Source organism: bacterium (genome assembly GCA_020444325.1).
Lineage (GTDB): Bacteria > Bacteroidota > Ignavibacteria > SZUA-365 > SZUA-365 > BM516.
Map to the genome: position 1 here is coordinate 156,708 of JAHLLD010000001.1, position 19,918 is coordinate 176,625.

14 protein-coding genes are annotated in these 19,918 nt (G+C 58.8%); 4 read left to right on the forward strand and 10 right to left on the reverse strand.

Annotation, left to right across the window (positions count from 1 at the left end; all coding sequences use genetic code 11):
- Nucleotides 1-99: 99 nt before the first annotated feature.
- The gene (locus KQI65_00640) at nt 100-2,061 is read right to left on the reverse strand and encodes a hypothetical protein (protein ID MCB2203225.1); all 1,962 of its coding nucleotides are present in this window, start codon (nt 2,059-2,061) and stop codon (nt 100-102) included.
- A 187-nt stretch (nt 2,062-2,248) separates the two neighbouring features.
- Here KQI65_00640 and KQI65_00645 point away from each other — a divergent pair, with 187 nt between their 5' ends.
- Nucleotides 2,249-2,455, forward strand: coding sequence for a (2Fe-2S)-binding protein (locus tag KQI65_00645; GenBank protein MCB2203226.1), 207 nt, complete (start codon nt 2,249-2,251; stop codon nt 2,453-2,455).
- A gap of 56 nt (nt 2,456-2,511) precedes the next feature.
- Here KQI65_00645 and KQI65_00650 read toward each other — a convergent pair whose 3' ends face one another.
- From KQI65_00650 to KQI65_00665, 4 genes are read right to left on the reverse strand one after another with little or no spacing between them, the layout of a single operon-like run.
- On the reverse strand, nt 2,512-3,363 hold the full coding sequence (locus KQI65_00650) for an ABC transporter substrate-binding protein (GenBank protein MCB2203227.1): 852 nt from the start codon (nt 3,361-3,363) through the stop codon (nt 2,512-2,514).
- On the reverse strand, nt 3,347-4,027 hold the full coding sequence (locus KQI65_00655; GenBank protein MCB2203228.1) for a dienelactone hydrolase family protein: 681 nt from the start codon (nt 4,025-4,027) through the stop codon (nt 3,347-3,349). Before KQI65_00655 ends, KQI65_00650 begins: the two co-directional genes overlap by 17 nt.
- A 36-nt stretch (nt 4,028-4,063) precedes the next feature.
- Nucleotides 4,064-4,582, reverse strand: a complete 519-nt coding sequence (locus tag KQI65_00660; protein MCB2203229.1) for a CYTH domain-containing protein — start codon at nt 4,580-4,582, stop codon at nt 4,064-4,066.
- Nucleotides 4,582-5,427 carry a phenylalanine 4-monooxygenase gene (locus tag KQI65_00665; GenBank protein ID MCB2203230.1) on the reverse strand — a complete coding sequence of 282 codons (846 nt, stop codon included), beginning with the start codon at nt 5,425-5,427 and terminating at the stop codon, nt 4,582-4,584. Before KQI65_00665 ends, KQI65_00660 begins: the two co-directional genes overlap by 1 nt.
- Before the next feature lie 391 nt (nt 5,428-5,818).
- Here KQI65_00665 and KQI65_00670 point away from each other — a divergent pair, with 391 nt between their 5' ends.
- The 3 genes from KQI65_00670 to KQI65_00680 all read left to right on the forward strand — a co-directional run bounded on the left by KQI65_00670 (nt 5,819) and on the right by KQI65_00680 (nt 9,803).
- On the forward strand, nt 5,819-7,066 hold the full coding sequence (locus KQI65_00670) for an arginine deiminase (protein MCB2203231.1): 1,248 nt from the start codon (nt 5,819-5,821) through the stop codon (nt 7,064-7,066).
- A gap of 114 nt (nt 7,067-7,180) precedes the next feature.
- Complete coding sequence (locus KQI65_00675) at nt 7,181-8,524, forward strand: TlpA family protein disulfide reductase (protein MCB2203232.1); 1,344 nt, start codon at nt 7,181-7,183, stop codon at nt 8,522-8,524.
- Nucleotides 8,525-8,822: 298 nt separating this feature from the next.
- On the forward strand, nt 8,823-9,803 hold the full coding sequence (locus KQI65_00680; GenBank protein MCB2203233.1) for an SGNH/GDSL hydrolase family protein: 981 nt from the start codon (nt 8,823-8,825) through the stop codon (nt 9,801-9,803).
- 206 nt (nt 9,804-10,009) lie between these two features.
- Here the strand turns inward: KQI65_00680 and KQI65_00685 are convergent, their stop codons facing one another.
- The 5 genes from KQI65_00685 to KQI65_00705 form a co-directional block, all read right to left on the reverse strand.
- Nucleotides 10,010-10,651 (reverse strand): metal-dependent hydrolase, encoded by a 642-nt coding sequence (locus KQI65_00685; protein ID MCB2203234.1) that lies wholly within the window; start codon nt 10,649-10,651, stop codon nt 10,010-10,012.
- 82 nt (nt 10,652-10,733) lie between these two features.
- Complete coding sequence (gene leuS / locus KQI65_00690; GenBank protein MCB2203235.1) at nt 10,734-13,196, reverse strand: leucine--tRNA ligase; 2,463 nt, start codon at nt 13,194-13,196, stop codon at nt 10,734-10,736.
- A gap of 186 nt (nt 13,197-13,382) precedes the next feature.
- The gene (locus tag KQI65_00695) at nt 13,383-17,822 is read right to left on the reverse strand and encodes a S8 family serine peptidase (GenBank protein ID MCB2203236.1); all 4,440 of its coding nucleotides are present in this window, start codon (nt 17,820-17,822) and stop codon (nt 13,383-13,385) included.
- Nucleotides 17,823-18,000: 178 nt separating this feature from the next.
- Nucleotides 18,001-19,125 carry a serine/threonine-protein phosphatase gene (locus KQI65_00700; GenBank protein MCB2203237.1) on the reverse strand — a complete coding sequence of 375 codons (1,125 nt, stop codon included), beginning with the start codon at nt 19,123-19,125 and terminating at the stop codon, nt 18,001-18,003.
- A gap of 56 nt (nt 19,126-19,181) precedes the next feature.
- Nucleotides 19,182-19,868: a hypothetical protein gene (locus KQI65_00705; GenBank protein MCB2203238.1), complete on the reverse strand. Its 687-nt coding sequence runs from the start codon at nt 19,866-19,868 to the stop codon at nt 19,182-19,184.
- Nucleotides 19,869-19,918 lie beyond the last annotated feature (50 nt).

Sequence of the window (19,918 nt, forward strand, 5' to 3'; positions counted from 1 at the left end):
AGAAATGCCGGGATCGATGCACAAGCCCGAATTGCGTCCCCAGGGGAAAACTCCCCTATCGGAAACTCCCGCGAGGGAAACTCCCGATATGAGGATTCCCTAAGGAAGAACGGTCACGGGAAGCATGCGCGTGCTGCTGCCCGCCGCAACTGCGATAAAGTAATTTCCCGCCGTCAGGCGATGCAGCGGGAGCTGCAGCTGATGGTGTCCCGCCGTCAAACCGCCCAGCTGCCAGCTGCGGACTTCCTGTCCCAGCACATTCAACAGGCGCACATCCACCGCCGAAGACGGCCGCGTGAGCGTGAGCACCAGCTGCGCACTTCCCGTCGCCGAAAGCGACAGGGGCTGCGGATAGAGCTGCAGGGCAATTCCGGGATCGGGAAGCACGGAAACAGCATTGACGTCGGTAGAAAGTGCCAGCGTTGCAATAACTTCCACCTTGTTCTCGAGCTGCTGGTGGTATGCAAGGAAGCTGTTCGCTTCCGCCGTATTCTGCCTTGTGAGGTTGTCGATGAACAGCGGTTTGACCGACTGATAGCACATTTCCACGTCCACGGTGAAAGGACCTCCATCGCCCACGCTCAGTGCATAGCGCAGTGCGTCGCCACCGCTGTTGCCGCTGCCGTCAAAATCATTGAAGCTGGCATCCGACAACGGGACGCCGACCGCACCGAAGTCCGGATCCAGCATACCTTCGTTGGTGAAGCCTGCGGGCGGCAGACGGTTATCCTTCAGATACTGCGAAGCACGCAGCAGCCGCGCGGTCACTTCCCCGTCGGTATTCCCGAGCACCGCTTCCCAGATCTGCACATCCCCGGCATCGGAGATGACATCGTGATGCGCCTCGAAGCCCGCTTCATCCACACCTGTGATCCTGCCATCGGCATCCCAGGCGCCGGATTCAAACACCGTGCGCTGCTGCGCATCCCTGACGACGACATGCAGCCAGGCACGCCGACTCGGGAAGCCGCTGGGGACCTTGTGTCCCGCCAGGTTTTCCACCTGCACGTCGACGGAAAGCTGCGACCCCTGCACTGTGGCGCTGCCGGTCAGCCGTACGGTGCCGGACTGCAGCTGCGTCCTGGTCCTTGCGATACTGCGGTCGAAATCCGCGTCATACGCAGTGACACCGAGATCGTCGCCATGCGCCTTGATCAGCGTGAGCATGCTTGCATTACCGCCCACGAAATGATGCTGGAAATACGGCGTACGCGCGGGCGAGGTACCCGGCATGCTCGAGATGGGAATGGCTTCCTGCAGCGCAGGCATGTGACAGCTCTGGCAGCTGCGGTTCTGCGAGGGATACACCGAGGCCTTCCATTCCAGGAACGGCGTCTGTTCGGGGAATTCACCGACGATGTTGCCGCTTGCATCGACATACGGCGTGTACAGCGTATGACAGGTGGCGCAGTGCTCGGACTGCTCCATGTGCGGCGCATGCTGCGGCTCGAATCCCGTGAGGTTGCGCATGGGATTGATGAGCGGATTCGAATACGGTCCGAACGCGACGCGCGTTTCGGAGATGTCATATCCCCCGGAAAAGCTCTCTTCCTCACCGAAATCCTCGTCCGTCACCTGATGGCACAGGGTACAGCTGACGCCATCCATCGAAAGCGGATCCAGTTCAGCCTCCGCCAGGGTGAACTCTGTGTCGCCCCCGACCTGCGCCTCTTCATGTCCCATCGGCGTGTGACAGTTCGTGCACTTGTCCTGCACCACACCGGCAATCGCAGGCAGATCCCCCGCCTCATTCATCACCTGCGCCTGCCAGAACGGATCCCTCGCACTGTTGGCCATCATCGCCGAACGCCAGCTCGATGGCGGGGATACATCCTTCCCGTCCTTGTCGATATTCGCCTTCGTTCCCGCCGCGTGACACAGCTGACAGTTGCCGGAACCGCTGAACATGTCCGACTTGTCCGTCGGCAGCTCGCGCTGCGCAAGAACGTCAGCCGGTGCCATCAGGAAGGCTGCCAGCAGGATGATGCAGGAAGCCGTGGTGCGTAATGATTTCGGGGGAATAATTGTGGAAGCGAAAAGAGCTGTGAGATGAGTTCGCATGAGGAGCCTCTGAGAAAAAAGGTGCGTGTTTATTTTGCGGGAATATGGCTTGTACGGCATTCCCGATTGCCGACTGTGTTTATCTTAAATAAAAAGAGGAAAATTATCCACTCCGCGGAGAACTTTTTTCACCCCGTCAACTGTTGTGAGGCACAACGTTTTTCACATCCACCGTCCCATTTCTGCCATGGTCGACCGCTGCGTCTGTTTTTCCCGCACATTTGATGAGCTCAAGCGCATCGCTGAGAGCGAAGACGTCCGTGATCTTCCCACACTTCAGTCCCGCGTCGACTTCGGCCAGAAATGCGGCCTCTGCAAACCCTACGTCGAACGCATGCTCGACACCGGCAACACCCGTTTCCCCATCATGGCCCGGCGGCGGCCAGAAGAATAACCCGCCTGGCCGGAAGATCGTCCGGTCTCACTTCAAATCGTTTCAGGAAATGTGTTTCACGCCTCGGTGGCGAAGCTCCGGAAAGCGGTGAGCATGCGTGAGCCGTACCAGGAGTAGAGTTCGCCGTCGACGACACGGATTGAGAGCTGCTCGGCGTATTCAGCATCCTGCACGTGCAGGGAGGCGCGGAGTTCGGCGATGTGTTCGCTGCGGAAACGGAAGGGTTCGCTGGAGAGGAGGATGTGCGAGGGACGCAGTTCGGCGATGTCGCGGGGAGTGAGTTCGGGGTAGCGGCGGGACGATCCGCTTCGTTCTTTTTCATCGAGCCACGCGTCTGTGATCACGTGCTCGTAACCTGCCTCGGCGAGCATGGAGTGAATGAAGGTCGTGGGACCGATGGTCATGTACGGGCGGCGCCAGATAAGGTACAGCGCGCGCTGCGGTTCTCGTCCCTTGAGTACGTCCCGTGCAGCGGTGATATCGGCGAGCAGGGCATCGGCTTTTTCCCCGGCACCGAGCAGCTTCCCCATATCGTGAATCATGACCAGGGCATTGTCCACCGAGAGCGGATGGGTAACGTACACCCATGGCTGCGGTTTCCAGGCATCGAGCGCCTCCACGACATCCCGCGGATTTTCATCCACGTTCGCGATGACGAGGTCGGGGTCGGCTTCACGGATACGGTCGGCATGCACGGTTTTTGTGCCGCCCATGTCGGGGATGTCTTCGACCTGGGGCGCAGGGTGCACGCAGAATTTCGTGCGTCCCACCACCTCGTCGCTGCCCAGTCCGAGGGCGAACAGCAACTCGGTGATGCTCGGTACGAGCGAAACAATGCGTGCGGGACGCTCGATCGGCACGAAGGTTTTGCCGCGGGCGTCCACGATCTGCTCAGAAGGTGACAACATGCTCATCCTGCTTTCTCGGGTCGTCCATGTCGATCCCGTACATGTGGCGATGGAGGAAGGCGCGGATATCCCGTGTTTCCTGGCTGGATACGCGGTGGGCGGTATCGTATTCATGGTACTCAACGTCGTAGCCCATGTCCTCAAGCACGCGCTGGTTTTCCCTGCCGGTTTCGACGGAAAGGATCTGGTCGCGCGTTCCATGCGCGAGAAAGATCGGGACGCGTGTGTTGGCCTTGTGCCGCTCCTCACGCAGAAAGTCGGGGTGAATGACATAGCCCGAAAGCGAAACGATGCCGCCGAGGCGCTGGGGATAGCGCAGCGCGGTGTCGACGCTCATCACCGCTCCCTGGGAAAAGCCGACGAGAAAGATGTTCTCAGCCGCAATGCCATCGGTCAGCTGGCTGTCGATAAGCGCGTTGATTTCCTCCCTGCTCTGCTGCACTTCCACCGGATCGCGGCGGTCATTGTCATACCACCAGCGAACGTCGGGTGCATCATCGCTCGCAAAAGTCGCGGAAGGCAGCAGCCAGCGTGTATGCAGAAATCCCATCTGACGCACGAAGGGGAAGAACGCATACTTGTTGGCGTTGCGTCCATGCAGACCGATCATTGCATAATCGGCCCGATCGAGGTCGTCGGGGAATGTGATGTAATCAAGTGCCATGGAATAAAAATACGATTTCGGGTGCGAGATGGAAATTCAGGGCCGTTGCTCCAACAGGTCGGAGTAGGACAGCGCGATGAAATCCTCCTCATGGATGTCGAAAAGTGATACGTAGGCATTGCACTGCTCGCGCAATGTATCCTCGCTGTGCTCCGGGGTCCGCTGGATCGCCTCCACTTCAAGAAAATCACCGAGTCCTTCCACCTGATCGATATGGATTTTCACGTTGTCTTCGAAATAGATATCCCTTTGCTTGACCACCACGACACGCACTCCGAGCGCGGCGACGAGAATTTCTTTCAGCGTGGGATCAGGATCCGGCCGGTACAGCTGCACGTGGGACGTTTTACTTCCCGCGAGGTTTTTTCTCAGATAGTGGATCAGGGCATGTTCGATATTCCCTTCACGCAGCTTCAGGCGTCCATGCTCGACAGGGAAATACGTATCTACCTGCACATCTCTCCCGACAAACTCTGCGTTGCGTTTTTCAAGCAGCGCGCGGATCCGGTCGGGATCCGCGCAGCGTGCCTTGAACTCATGATTGATGAAGCCCATCAGTCGTTCCAGCCCTTGGCGCGCGCCCAGGCGCGAAACTCCGAATCGAGCTGCTCGAAACTCTCGATGGCAAAAAGGATGGGCTGCAGATGCCACACTTCGTAATCCTGGGCACCGAGGCGCTCGGGTTCGAATTCGATCACTTTCACGTCATCAGACAGCGCATGCACCACTTCCTTGGGTGAGGAAAGGATACCAGCGCCATAAATGCGGCGTCCTTCAGGCGTGTTGATGAGGCCGAATTCCACCGTAAACCAGTAGAAGCGTTCGAGTTTGCGGATTTCCTCATCATCCTTCACGTTGAGGAACGTCTGCGCGAAATACTGGAAAAAATCCGAGAAAAAGGGATTGGTAAGTGTGGGCATGTGCCCGAAGATATCGTGGAAACAGTCCGGCGCGGGAGTGTATTCCAGTTCATCCGGCTGACGAATGTAATCGGTTGAAGGGAAACGCGCCTTTGCCATCAGTCCCAAAAAATCGTTGGTCGTGAGCAGACCGGGAATACGCGCGATCTTCCAGCCCACGCTGTCATAGAGGCGCAGACTGATGTCTTTCAGACTGGGAATGCGGTCCGGCGTCAGTCCCAGTTCCTTCACCCCCTGCAGATACTCGTCACAGGCGCGTCCGGGCAACTCCCGCGCCTGCCGCTCATACAGCGTTTTCCATGTTTCATGATCATGCGCGGGATAATCCGGGTACACGAGTTCATCATGTTCCGGGGGACGACCGTCCAGCGGCTGCGGTATGCAGCGCGGATCGACATCTTCCTGTTCCGCATATCTATCATAAGCCGACTTCGAAAAATCTTCTTCCTTTTCCGTATCAGGATGCAATTCTTCTGCCATAGCGTGCTCCTGCCTGGTGATACCTGTATTATTCCGTGTTATGTCTGAAATATAGTAAATTACATGGTGTCACCGCTAGCGCCCGCGCCGAAGTCCAGAAGGGCCGAAGGCGGGTGCAGTGGTTTTTCCTCCCCGCTCGCGCGGGAAGGAGTTCTTTCCACGGCTTCGCGGTGGAGGCGTTTCCCCGCTGTCGCGGGGGAGTTTTTCGCTTCGCGGTATGTAAATACGAGCTGCGAAGCAAAAAACGCACCGCGACTCTGTCCGCCGAAGTTTGAGCAGAACGAAAACGAAGGCGGAAGCGGTGCGAAAACTCCGCGAAGCGGAAAAGACGTCCCCGCGCCAGCGGGGGCAAAAACCGTCTCTGTGTTTATCAAGATAATTCTGGTCCATCGTGTCTCCCATCAATCTGAATTCTGAAATCGGCCGCATACGGCGGGTGCTGCTGCATCAGCCGGGACAGGAAATCGAACGTATGACGCCTTCGAATGCGGAGGAAGTGCTGTACGACGACATCCTGCATCTGCCGCGTGCGCTGCGCGAACACAATCAGCTCGAATTTGTGCTCAGCCGCGTGGCGGAGACCTGCGAGCTGATGGATCTTCTGCGTGAGGTACTCGAAGTGCAGGAGGCTCGGGAGAGCCTGGTGCACCGGCTGTGCGATGCGGTGGCGTGGCCGGATGTGGCCGAGGAACTGCTTGAGCTGAGTGCGACGGATCTCGCGTTCCGTCTCATTCACGGCACCGTCAAGCGCAACGACACGCTCGAGCGTTTTTTGAGCACGGACATGTACGCGCTCCCTCCCCTGCCGAACTTTTTCTTCATGCGGGATGCCGCCATGTGCGTCAACGACCGTGTGATCACCGGTTCGATGGCGAACCGCGTGCGCGTGGCAGAGGCGATGATCATGGAACACGTTTTCCGCTGGCATCCCGACTACCAGGCGGAAGGATTTTATTTCGACGGCACACGCGATGAGATTTCCGGACTCACCATCGAGGGTGGGGATGTTCTGATCCTGCGAGAGGACCTCGTACTGATCGGCAACAGCGAACGCACGTCCATCAGCGGCATCGACCGTCTCATCAAATCCTTCGCTGCAGCCGACCGCATCAAGCATGTGATCGTGGTGGAAATGCCCAAGGCGCGCGCCACCATACATCTCGACATGATTTTCACCATGGTGGATCGCGATAAATGCGTGGTGTATCCCCCGCTCATCACGGGACATCAAGCCTGCCGCGCCCTGCATGTGGAAATCAGCGGACGCAAGGTGCGCTCCATCCGCGATGCGGGGAATCTGCTCGAAGCGCTGGGGACGGTCGGACTCGATCTCCAGCCCATTGCCTGCGGCGGATCGGATCCGGTATATCAGGAACGTGAGCAGTGGACGTCAGGCGCCAACTTTTTCACCATTGCGCCGGGGAAAATCATTGGTTACGGACGCAACAAGCATACCTTCGAAGAACTGGACCACCACGGGTTCGAAATCGTGCGTTTCGAAGACCTGAGGAGTGGACAGGTGGATCTCGATTCCCTCTCCTCCTATGCCATTTCCATCGAGGGGGCGGAACTCTCGCGCGGCGGCGGCGGCTGCAGGTGTATGACGCTTCCCGTTCAGCGCGACGACGTCGCCTGGTAAGAGCGGCCTCGCCCTGTCTGGTGGCCGGAACGGACGAATTTCCGAATCGCACGGACGGGGAAAGACATCCCATACGAATACGAAGCTTCTTTTTTCACGAAACAGGACAATTATATGAATCGCATCACGCAATGGTTCAGCCATGCCATGCTCCTCACCGCGACACTGCTGCTTGTCAATGCCTGCAGTTCCAACGGACAGGAAGCGTCCAAGTCGCTCGATTCGCCGGAGTGGCAGCAGTTTACCACGCTCGCGGCGCGCTACGACTCGATGGCAACGGTGTTCCAGAAAATGGAAAAGGAAAACCCGGAATTCGCCGCCAATCCCATGGCCGTCGCAGGCGAGGATATACAGAAATTCTATGCCCTGATGGATGAGATGCAGAAAGCCCTCCCCGAATCCTTCGCCGGAATGGAAGAAGTGGAAGGCTACGGACTCGAGGATCTCCGCGCTCTCAAGCTGGCCGCGCTGATGTCGGAAAACATGAAGCTCTTCCCGAAAATCAACGAGCAGCTCATCGGCGTGGTGAAGGACGAGGATTCTCTCCGCACGCTCAAGCTCGAAACCCTGCAGGTCGCCGCAGGCATGGGCAACATGGAGCTCGCGCAGAAGTACGCGACCGAAGATGTGCTCGCGGAAGCGGAACCCCTCGCGCGCGCCAATATCTTCAGCAGTTTTTCCTCCAGTTTCCTCGATCATAAAGACATCGACAAGGCGAAGGAATACGCGCTCAAGGCCATCGGTGCATACGCAGAAGGCGCACGCGCAAACGCCGCCAGTGAGAATTCCGATCCCCGCATGCAGCAGTTTATCGACTCCCGCTACGGTGCCGTACTCGCCCCTGTGATGTTCGAAATCAAGGATCAGGGCGACGCCGCGGCAGTGGACGCCTTTTCGAACGAAGCCAAAGCGCTGCTCCCCGAGAGCGCAAGCTGGGACGCCGTCAAGGCCGTCATGAACCAGGAAATGGCCAAGATCTCCGAGGAGCGCGAAGCCATCAACAAGCCCGCCAAGGAATGGGCACCGCATACATGGATCGGCAGCGAGCCGCTTTCGGTCGAAGGACTGAAGGGCAAGGTCGTTCTCGTCGACTTCTTCGCCACCTGGTGCAACCCCTGTATCCGCGCATTCGAGCACCTGCGAAAATGGGAAAAGGAATACGCGGATGACGGACTCGTCATCGTCGGACTCACCACCTACCAGGGACGCTATGAAGGGAAAAGTGTCGAGAAGGAAGCCGAACTGGCCAAGCTGAAAGACGACTTCATTCCGAAACATGACATCACCTGGCCGATCGGTGTGGAAAAAGACGGACGCCAGACCATGCTCGACTACAAAGTCTCCGGCATCCCCCATGTCGTCCTGCTCGACCGCGAAGGCAAAGTGCAGTACGTCAAAGTCGGCGCCACCGACTATGACAAGACTGAGAAGAAAATCAAGGAGCTGCTGGCGCAGTAGTTTCGTCCCCGCGCCGCAACTCTTGCTTATCGTCCCCACGCTCCGCGTGGGGACGTCTGTTTTACGCCGCTCTGCGGCGATGCACTGGGAAAATGAACGCAGAGCGTTCGGCTTATGCGTCCCCACGCAGAGCGTGGGGACGATGGGTGCGTGGGGATGTTGGGCATGCGGTGATTTTTCCATTTTTCAATTTTTCCATTTTTTTATACTGAGCCATCAGCCTCGATGCGTGAACCTTTCTCGAAACTCCGCATGTTGCTATACTAGACCTGTTACGGTACATCTCACAGGGACGCCAATGCTTCGAATCCTCCCCGCCGCTCTGCTTATAATTACCAGTTTGATGGTTTTTCCTGCACAGGCCCAGACGTCACTGCCGGATTCGCTGAGAGTTGTGGTGCTGGGGTCGTCGACGGCGGCGGGCGCGGGCGCTTCTCCGCGTGACAGCGCGTGGGTGTGGAAATACCGCGCATACCTGGAGAGTATCAATCCGGCGTACGAAGTGATCAATCTCGCCGTCGGAGGCTACACGACGTATCAGATACAGCCCGACGACTTCGTTTCTCCCGAGGGGCGTCCCTACCCGGACACGCTGAAGAATATCACCGAAGCGCTGGCCCGGCATGCTGACGCCATTATCATCAATCTGCCCAGCAACGATGCGGCAAGCGGTTTCAGCATACTCGAGCAGGCAAAGAATTTCGAACGCGTGACCGCCCTGGCCGACAGTGCTGGCGTCCCGATCTGGGTTTGCACCACGCAGCCCCGCAATCTCAGCGAGACAGGACGGCAGAATCTGATTGTGACGAGGGACTGGATTCTCGAGCGGTATGGTGAACGCGCGCTGGATTTCTGGACCACCATCGGGGAAGAAGAAGGTCGAATCGTTTCGACCTACAACTCGGGCGACGGCGTGCATCTTAACAATGCCGGACACCACGTGCTCTTCACCCGCGTACGTGACGCCGGCATCCCCGCAGCGCTGGGCGGAACCTCCTTCATCGCCGAAGCCGCGGCTCCCCTGTCCCCCGAACTCTCCGTGTATCCACAGCCCGCGCGTCATACGCTGTCCGTGCGCTACCGGCTGCATACACCCGCCGCCTGCAGCCTGCACCTGACTGATATTCAGGGACGAGAGTTGCTGCGAAAAGATCTCCATCCCCTCTCCACATCTGAACACCACGTGTATCTGCCCATGTCTGACCTCCCCCGGGGCATATACCACCTCATTCTCCGCACTGGAACGCACGTCACCGCCACCGCTGTACTGCACATGTAAAAGGTAGTTTTTCCGCATCCGCTGTCGCGAATGCGAAAAGTTCTTGCTCACTTCGTTCGCGTTTTTTCGTGCCGCTGTGCGGCACGAGGTCTTTGGACAATTGCTCGCCGAGCAACGCGAGGCGAAACTACTCCGCACTGCGGAAAAAACTCGTCTCCGTAACGCGGAGACGAAAAGACTTCCCAAGCGAAGCGAGGGAAAACTACCTATACGAGGAGCCAGACGCCTACTGCGATGAGGATGAGGCGGAGGATGGTGTCGCCCATGGTGCCGGTGGTGATGGTGAGGGGACGCGGGAGGATGCGGATGGAGCGGTGCGACAGCGGCCAGGTCAGGGGGAGTCCCGAAGGTGTCATCATATCGAGGATGAGATGGCTCAGATAGCCTGCGGTGAACCAGATCCATAGCGAGGGGAAACCGATGGCACCGCCGAGGAAATACGCACCGACACCGAGTGCGGCTGCGATGAGCAGCATATGCGTCGCGCCGCGATGTCCACCGGCAAGCACACGGATCAGCATGGCGAGTCCCGTCGTAATCCACTGCAGCACGGTGAGCAATGCACCCGCAGATTGCCGGGCACCGCGGTCTACTCCTTTTCGTCCTTTCCCGAGCCGCTGCTGCACAGCCCGCGGAGAATTGGCGATGAGGGATTGAGGTTCATCAATATCCGGGAGAAGTGACGCGATCAGCGCTGCGGCCATTCCGGGCACGATGACGGGAACGGCAATTCCGGCGACATCGATTGATTGTGGAAGCCTCGCGGCCAGTGCGGGCACGGCGCTGACGGACCAGCTGAGCAATGCTCCCGCCGCGAATCCCCCGGTAAGATGCGTCTTTCCTGTCATGCGGCCGCGTGCAGGCTGAGGATGCGTGCTTTCCAGCGAAACATCTGTTCCCGGAAATTCTGCTGCATGCGCGATACCTCCGTTATTTCACCACGATGTTGACGAGGCGATCCGGAACCGCGATCACCTTGACGATGGTCTTGCCTTCGATGTTCGCCTTGATCTTCTCGTTTTCTTTCGCCGCGGCTTCCAGTTCGTCTTTCCCGGTGCCCTTGGCGATCATCATCTTGTCGCGCAGCTTGCCGTTGACCTGGAGCACGACCTCGACCTCGTCTTCGACCGTGTAGCGGTCGTCGAATTCCGGCCAGGCCTCGTATGCGAGGGTGCTCTCGTTGCCCAGCAGCTGCCACAGCTCTTCGGCGAGATGCGGCGCGAACGGAGCGAGAAGCAGCACGAACTGCTGCATGACGGATTTTGGCCGCAGATCCTTCTTGTTCATTTCGTTGACGAAAATCATCATCTGCGAAATAGCCGTGTTGAAACGGAGTCCCTCGATATCCTCGCCCACCTTCTTGATGCTCTTGTGGAGAATCTTCAGCGACTCTTCATCCGCTTCGACATCCTGTATGCTCTCGTCGAGCTGCGCCGTGGTCGCGTCAGTATCATCCTGCGCGTCCGGATCATCCTTGATGAACAGGCGCCAGACGCGGTTGAGAAAACGATGCACGCCTTCGACGCCCTTGGTGTTCCAGGGCTTGACCTGCTCGAGGGGACCCATGAACATTTCAAACAGGCGCAGGGTGTCGGCGCCGTAATCACGAATCACGTCGTCGGGATTGATGACGTTTCCGAAGGACTTTGACATCTTTCTGCCGTCCTCACCGAGAATCATGCCCTGGTTGACAAGACGCATGAACGGTTCTTTGGTGGACACATGTCCCAGATCGTACAGCACCTTGTGCCAGAAACGCGCATACAGCAGATGCAGCACGGCATGCTCGGTACCGCCCACGTAGAGATCGACCGGACCCCAGTATTCTTCCTTCTTCTTGTCGACGAATTTCTCGTCGTTGTGCGGATCCATGTAGCGCAGGTAATACCAGCACGAACCCGCCCACTGCGGCATGGTGTTGGTCTCGCGCTGCGCCGGGAGTCCGCTCTCAGGATCCATCGTCTGCACCCAGTCCTCTATCGTCGCCAGCGGCGACTCGCCGGTGCCCGAAGGCTTGTACGATTCAACCTCCGGAAGCGTCACAGGCAGTGCGTCATCCGGCAACAGCTTGATTTCTTCCGTACCGTCCTCCTTCTGCACATGGATCACGGGGAAGGGCTCGCCCCAGTAGCGCTGACGGGAAAAGAGCCAGTCGCGCAGTTTGTAATTCACCTTGCGCCTACCGAGCTGTTTTTCTTCCAGCCAGTCCGCCACCTTGTCGAACGCCTCGCGGTAGCCGAGTCCGTTGATGAAATCGGAATTCACCGCCACGCCGTTATCCGTATCGGTGTATGCCGCTTCCTCGACATTACCACCGCTGATCACTTCCACGATGGGCAGGTCAAAGGTGCGCGCGAATTCCCAGTCCCTCTCGTCATGCGCGGGCACGGCCATGATGGCGCCTGTGCCATACGTCATCAGCACGTAGTCGGCGATCCAGATCGGGATGCGCTCGCCGTTGACCGGATTGATGGCATACGCCCCGGTGAACACGCCGGTCTTTTCCTTCGCAAGCTCGGTCCGCTCGAGATCATTCTTGCGGGAAGCGGCATCGATGTAGGTGCTGACTGCATCGCGCTGCTCCGACGTGGTGATTTCATCCACCAGCGGATGCTCCGGTGCAAGCACCATGTACGTCGCGCCCCAGAGCGTGTCGGGACGCGTGGTGAACACGGTGATATCCTGCCCGGACTCGTCGACGGTAAAGCGCACCTCGGCACCGACGCTGCGGCCGATCCAGTTGCGCTGCATTTCCTTGAGACTTTCCGGCCAGGCAAGATCATCGAGATCGTTGAGGAGGCGTTCGGCGTACGCGGTGATTTTCAGCATCCATTGGCGCATGGGACGACGCACCACGGTGAAGCCTTTTTCCACCTGCTCGGGCACTTCCTCGTTCGCGAGTACGGTGCCGAGTTCGGGACACCAGTTCACCGGTACTTCGGCCATGTACGCGAGTCCCTGTTTGTAGAGCTGCGTAAAAATCCACTGCGTCCATTTCACGTACTTCTCATCCGTCGTGTTGACCTCACGGTCCCAGTCGTACGAGAAGCCGATCATCTTCAGCTGACGGCGGAAGGTTTCCACATTCTGCTTGGTGGTGATGGCAGGGTGCACGCCGGTTTTCACCGCATACTGCTCGGCTGGCAGTCCGAACGCGTCCCACCCCATCGGGTGCAGCACGTTGAAGCCGCGCATGCGTTTGTAGCGCGAAATGATATCCGTCGCGGTATAGCCCTCGGGATGTCCCACATGCAATCCCGCCCCGGAGGGATACGGGAACATGTCCAGCACATAATATTTCGGTTTGTCATACTCCTCCGTGGCATGGAAGGTCTTGTTCTCTTCCCAGAATTTCTGCCACTTCGGTTCGATCTCGCTGAAAGGGTAACGCATGTCTACTATTAACTAACTGATTGCAAATGAACTGAATCTCAAAAATACCATCATCGTGGGGAAACAACAATCATCCAGCAGCGGGAACGCGGATCTTCACGGGTCTCACGGATCCGCACGGAGATTTTGGCGGGCGCTTTCCCCAGTCTCCGTGGGGATCCGTAGAATCCGTGCGGATCCGTGTTCTCATTGATTGATGCTAATCATTCGCACATTGGTCAGGCCATGGGCACGCAGCAGGAGCATGTAGGTGCCTGCGGGAATGTTCATGGACTGCAGGGGTGCGGTGTGCGTGCCGGCAGGGTAATGACCGGTGGCGGGGAGGGCGATGAGCCTTCCGAGGAGGTCGCGCAGTTCGAGACGTACGTCCGCCGCCCGCGGCAGCGTGAAGCGCAGTGTGCTTCCTATGCGGGCGTCGAAGGGATTCGGATAGTTCGCGTGCAGCTGTGGAACGGACGGCGTTGCAAGGGCGCCCGCCGCGGTGGTGGTTAGCAGTTTGTTGCGGCGGCTTTCGGACCAGGGACCCCAGCCTGCGGCATTCCCTGCGCGCACGCGCCACCAGAATTCGCTTCCCTCTGCGAGTGGCAAAGCAAGCGTGGCGACAGTGTCGGTCAGTGTGCTGTCAGAGAGCAGAGTGGATGAAAACTGCTCGTCCTCTGCCAGCTGATGCCAGTAATGCGTAACCTCGGGGGTTGTGGTGGTCCATCGAAAAAGAACCGGACTGACCAGCTCGAAGTCATCGGCCGCGGCTTCCAGCAGCGTCACGGCACCTGGCAGGGCGAGCGGGATTTCCTCTGTGCTGAATTCCCAGGTATCGCTCCATTCCCCTTCCCCGCTTTCATTTTCCGCGCGCACGCGCCAGAAATATGACTGCAACTCGAAAAGCGAATCCGTCACACTGTGCTGCCAAGCAGCAAGTCCGTCTTCTGCAATCAATGGCGCGGTGAACGTGGTGTCCTCCGCCAGCTCAAAGCGATAGCTTTCGGCATACTGCACTTCCTCCCAGGTGAACTGCGGAAGCAGACTGATGTTCATACTGCCATCAGCCGGGGTGCGCAGCTGTACGCGTCCGGGTGAGGGACGAAGCGTCAGGAAACGTCGCGGGGCGGACCATGGGCCATTCCCTGCCGAATTGCTTGCACGCACACGCCAGTAATACCACGTCGCCTGCTGGAGGTTGGATGCCGCATAACTGGTGAAGGGGATGTTCTTCACATCCAGCAGCGGCGCGGTGAACGCGCTGTCATCCGCCAGCTGCATGGCGTACGTCTCCGCACTTTCCACGCTCTCCCAGCGGAACTGCGGCGTGAGCGCAACACCATACTCATCCACATCAGGCACGATAAGTACCGGGGCTTCCGGTTCCGCCGGCAGTGTGGTGAAGCTCCATGTGTCGGACCACTCGCTGCTGCCGCCGAAATTCATCGCACGCACGCGCCAGAAGTACTTCTGGAAATTCCCAAGATCCCGGGCGTCGACGCTGGGGGAAATGAGGTCTTCAGCATTGAGCACGAAACTCTGATCGAACAGCGAGTCGGTGGACACCTGTACGTGATAGCGCAGGGCGCGTGCGGGAGCGTTCCACAACAGCGTTGTCTGCACCGCGAGATTCTGTGCGCCGTTAGCCGGGGATACGAGCTGCGGTTTGTCTGGTGGAGCAATGGCGGTGGTGAACTTATGGGGAGTGGACCAGTCGCTGCTGCCAATGCCATTCGTTGCGTTGGCCCGCCACCAGTATTCACGTTCCGCATCGAGCGTACCGCCACCGGTCTGCGTGCCTGTTACATTCTTGCTGTCCAGCACCAGGTCGCTGAAGTCGGGTGTCCGAGACACCTGCACGCGGTAATGCATGGCGGAAGTGGATGCCTGCCAGCGCAGTGTGGGGACGACAGGGACATTGATGCCGTTCTGCCCGGGATACAGCAGTACGGGAACGGGCGGGGGTGTCATGGGAACGGACGATACGAGCCAGACGGGACCCATCTGGAGTTCAGCTTCTTCCGATCCCGGCGGGGCCTTGCTCTGCAGACCGCGCGCATCGTCGCAGTTCATCACCATGGCGAGTCCTGCCTGCGTGCCGTCGAGCACATTGAACATGTCGGCGTTAATCTCCGCCTCGCTGCGCGCGACAGACCAGATGCGGACTTCGTCGAGAATGCCGTGTCCGAAGGTATCGCTTCCCGACTTGCTGCCGCCGACATACAGAAAACCGTCGGAGGTGTTCGCTATCGCTTCATCGTAATTGACTTCACATCGACGCGAACCATCGACGTACATGCGCAGCTTTCCTTCCGTCCGGTCATAACTGACGGCAACATGATGCCAGCTGTCCGTCGTCGGCGTGAAGCTGCAGGTTTCCGGATTCGTCGCGGTAAACTCCATGCGGCCATTACTGCGCAGTTGCAGTGACCAGCCCTCACCCGTCGTGCTGTTGTACTTTTCGACGATGGGGAAGCGGCCGTTCTGCCAGCTTCGCACATTCACCCAAGCTTCTATCGTCACTGCGTGCTGCTGCTCGATGTCGGCGAAGGCCGCGCGATGTGGCAGCACGACGACGTCATCATATCCATCGAAATACAGCGCATGTCCCGCGTCGGAAGGAACGCTGCCGGTTTCAAAACTCCAGATGTCCGACCATTCACTCGTACCCTGCGCATCGCGTGCGCGCACGTGCCAGTAATAGCGGTCGAGTCGGGGAAGGGAGTTCGGCGTGACCCAGGTCGACTGCACATCGGTTACGTCGTAAAGCGGCGACTTGAAGTCGGGCGTTGCCGCAACCTGCACGTCGTAGCCCGTGGCTCCCAGCGCGGGATACCACTGCAGTGCGGGCGTGGTGGAAAGCTCGGTGAGTCCGTCAGGCGGCGACATCAGCGCAGGCGCATTACTCACGCTCGCGATAATGGATACCCACTGCGACCCGCCCTGCAATGCGCCCTTGTGCGTCACGCGCACGGTGTAATATCCCTCAGCAGGGGATGCGATAAACACCTGCTCGATGTTGTCGACGATGTTGTCGCCATGCGCTGCAGGGGCGCCCGGCTGTGCGGGATTGAGCACCCAGGGGAGATGCTCCACGCGAGACGGATCCTCAATGCGCAGGTCGAGATCGTTGACGAGCACGGGATTGGTGGGATCCACGCGCGAGGGTTGTACGGGTCCCGCCGGATCGGTCCAGCATATCGTGATCTTCAGAGGACCACGGCCCGGACTGTACACCTGGAATTCGACACTGCCGTCCTGCCACAGCTCATCCTCACGAATGATGGAGGAGGTGCTGCCGTCGGCATCCAGCTGCATGAGCTTGGCCGCGGCACCGGTATTCATCAGTCCCCACCCGAAACGGTAGTCCGGTCCGGGAGCCGAACCCGCCTCATCGGCGGTGTGTAGGATGAGTCCTTTAATGGTTGAGGCACGCAGGCGCGTCGATCCATGCAGGTTGCGCTGATGTTCGATTAGCAGCCCGATACTGCCGGCCACCGAGGGTGACGACATCGACGTTCCGCTGGATGTTGCGTACGCAGCGTTGGAGGATTTTACACAGGAATACAGTGACGTGCCGTTGGCGACGATATCCGGTTTGATGCGTCCGTCGTCAGCGGGCCCCCAGCCGCTGAAGCTGGTCATGCGTACGTCACCCGCAGTGCTGTATCCCCCCGGGATATCCTCCACTGCTCCCACGGTCATGATGTTTTTCGCGTTGCCGTAGCTCGGGATGCAGTCGTAACCCTCCGTACCGCCGTCGCGATCGCGGACGTTGTTGACGAGCTTCCATCCCGCCTGGTATTCCCAGTGCTGCGTGGGCTGAGTTGAGGGACCGTCACCTCTGTCATTCCCTGCGGATTTGACGGGGAGGTAATACTGGGCGGTGTACACCACCTGATCCCAGTCCTGCGCCCTGCCTTCATACAGTCCGAAATTCCTGTCCTCCGGCGAATTATCATTGTAATCACCGAACCACACCCAGCGGCCGTCGCGTCGGTAATTATATATCCACCCTGACACGCTGCTGTAGGAGTGATTGGAAACCTGTACTCCCTCCGCCGCACGTGAAGCCATCTCACTGAGATCGTTGTTCCAGTCATGCGCCTGCAGCTGCGCGGCGGGTGACATCCCGCGCGCCTGTGCCTTGACGCCGGAAGCGATCATCGTGCCGCTGACATGCGTCGCGTGATCACTGAGAGAGGATGTCGCATCCATCTGCGTCACGCGTCCCCCGAATTCCTGATGCGTCGTGCGCACCGACCCGCCATCCCACACCGCCATTGTCACACCCGCGCCGGAAAGCGCAAAACCCAGCGTTCCACCCGCATACACGCGGTCGGAGGAAATGCTTTCGGCGGAGGTGGCATTGTCGGTGATGTAATAGACCGGACGTCCCTCTTCGAAACGCTGCAGCTCGGCCACGCGTCCATCGGGCAGCACCTGCCGCAGCTGCAGTCCCTGCTGCCGGGCCAGCACTTCCGCCTCGCTGCGCTCGCGCGTCCACTTTGCCGACAGCGATGCAGCCTCCCCGCGCAGCGCATCCGCCCGCTGCACATCATCCCGCGGCACATCCTGCGCCATCAGCGACATCGAAACAAACATGAAAAGAACGGTGAGAAGGCAGGAGGTACAACGTATGTTCATAGCGGTAGGATTGAGTGAGGTACGTGGATACCCACAAGATAACGATTCACTACAATCTATGGGAACGCGGATCTTCACGGGTTGTACGGATTTCCACGGAGACTATGGCGAGTGCTTTCTCTGTCCTCCGTGGAGATCCGTAAGACCCGTGAGAATCCGTGTTCCCATTGATGGGACTCTACGTGTTCCCGTTGCCAGGCTTATAGCGGAGGAGCAAGAGGGAGATGTCGTCGTGCTGGCGGGCGTCGCCGGTGTAGCGGCGGATGCGTTCGATGATGTGATTGCCGACATGTTCGGCGTCGAGTTCGCCGATGCGCGAGAGCAGGCGGCGGAAGCGTTCGTCGCCGAAGAATTCGCCGCGTTCGTTGCGCGCCTCGGTGAGTCCATCGGAATACACGCAGAGCAGATCGCCGGGCTGGAGGGTAACGGACTGCGTGCGATAGGTAGCGCTGGCGAGGATGCCGAGGGCGGCGCTTCCGCGTTCGAGTTCAACGGGTTCACCGTCGCGGAGAAGGATGGGCGGCATGTGTCCCGCATTCACAAATTCCATTGCCCCGCTCTCCCGCGTGATTTCCAGGTAGAGCAGGGAGGCGAAGCGATTGGGAATGCCGTCGCGTGCAAAGATCGCGTTGATCTGTCCCGCGAGATCGGCGACGGAACTGCGCTGCGGCGCGAGCGCGCGCATGGTGGCCTGCAGCTTCGCCATGAACAGTGCGGCACCGAGTCCCTTTCCCGCGACATCCCCGAGACAGAGTCCAAGCTTGTCGTCGCAGACCGTGATGTAATCCACGAGATCCCCGCCCACATCATTCGCAGGAATGGTGTGGATATAGATATCCCAGTTTTCAAACGTCGGATGCGTATCCGGCATGAGCGCATCCTGCACCACGCGTCCCGCTTCGAGTTCATCGCGGGCCATGATCTTATCCTTCAGTTCCAGCAGGAGGATGAAGAGAATCAGGAAGCCCCCGACGATGTGCCAGTTCGTCGTTGTGGACACATCCCCGGAGCTGACCGTGGTCTGCATGAACAGCAGCATGATGACGCCGATGAGGAGAAGGACGCGGCGGGCAGGCGTCAGATGCATGTACATGGCCTTGAACAGCCAGTAGGGCACGACGAACACTTTCTTGAACATGCTCATATGCTTGAGCCGCTCCTTGCGTTCATCGCTCAGGAAGAACTCGAGCACTTCCTGCCAGTCCTGCCGCACGCTTTTCCGAAAATCCTGCTGCTTGAAATCCGACCGCAGGGTTTCGCGGAAGCCCGCTTCTTTCTTCTCGTATGTATTCTGCTGGCTCACAGGCCTCGCTGTATGATAGAGCGCATGATCCGATATACGGGGAAAGCAGGCAATTGTTACCTGCTGATCATATCATGTTTTCCCGAACTCCAGAGCATGGCCGGGAGCACCCAGTCCGCCGTCGCCCTGTAGAAAAATCCCTTCGCCGCATTTTCCGGCATCTGGATTTCGTAATAGCGCCGCACCCCGTGCTTGAGGCAGAGTTCGAGATAATCGCGACAGGATGTACGGTCCGTCCCGGGGTGATAAATGGAAAGCACATTGCCGCTGAGATACTCTTCGTGCTCCTTCCAGTACGCGGTGAACACCTCGGTACACGTCGCCAGCAGCACGACCTGGATTTCCGGATTGCGCAGCTTGCTGGTGATGATTACGGCAATGCCGCCGCCGACCCGGGCGCCGACAATACTGATATGCGATGCGGGGACACCGGCATCGAGAAGCTTCTGTATCTCCTTCACCGTCTCATCGGCGAACAGGTACGGATGCGTATCCTTCTCGCGCGGATAACTGATGACCGTGAAGCCCTCAGCGGCGAAGCGATTGACGATCCCGGCATAATCATATTTCCCGTACTGCGGGTCCACCGGCTGCATGTCCTCGCCGGTCACCACATCGTCAGGGATGTAGAACATGTAGAATTTCTTCGGGTTGATGTCGTCAGGCACGTGGGCAAAAATGCTCTGCGCCTGCGCGGCGGTCGTCAGCAGAAGCAGCAATGGCAGGATAAAAACGCGATGCATGAGGAGTCGTTTTCTGTGAAAAAGGGACGAAAAGCGGTCGAATACCGGAA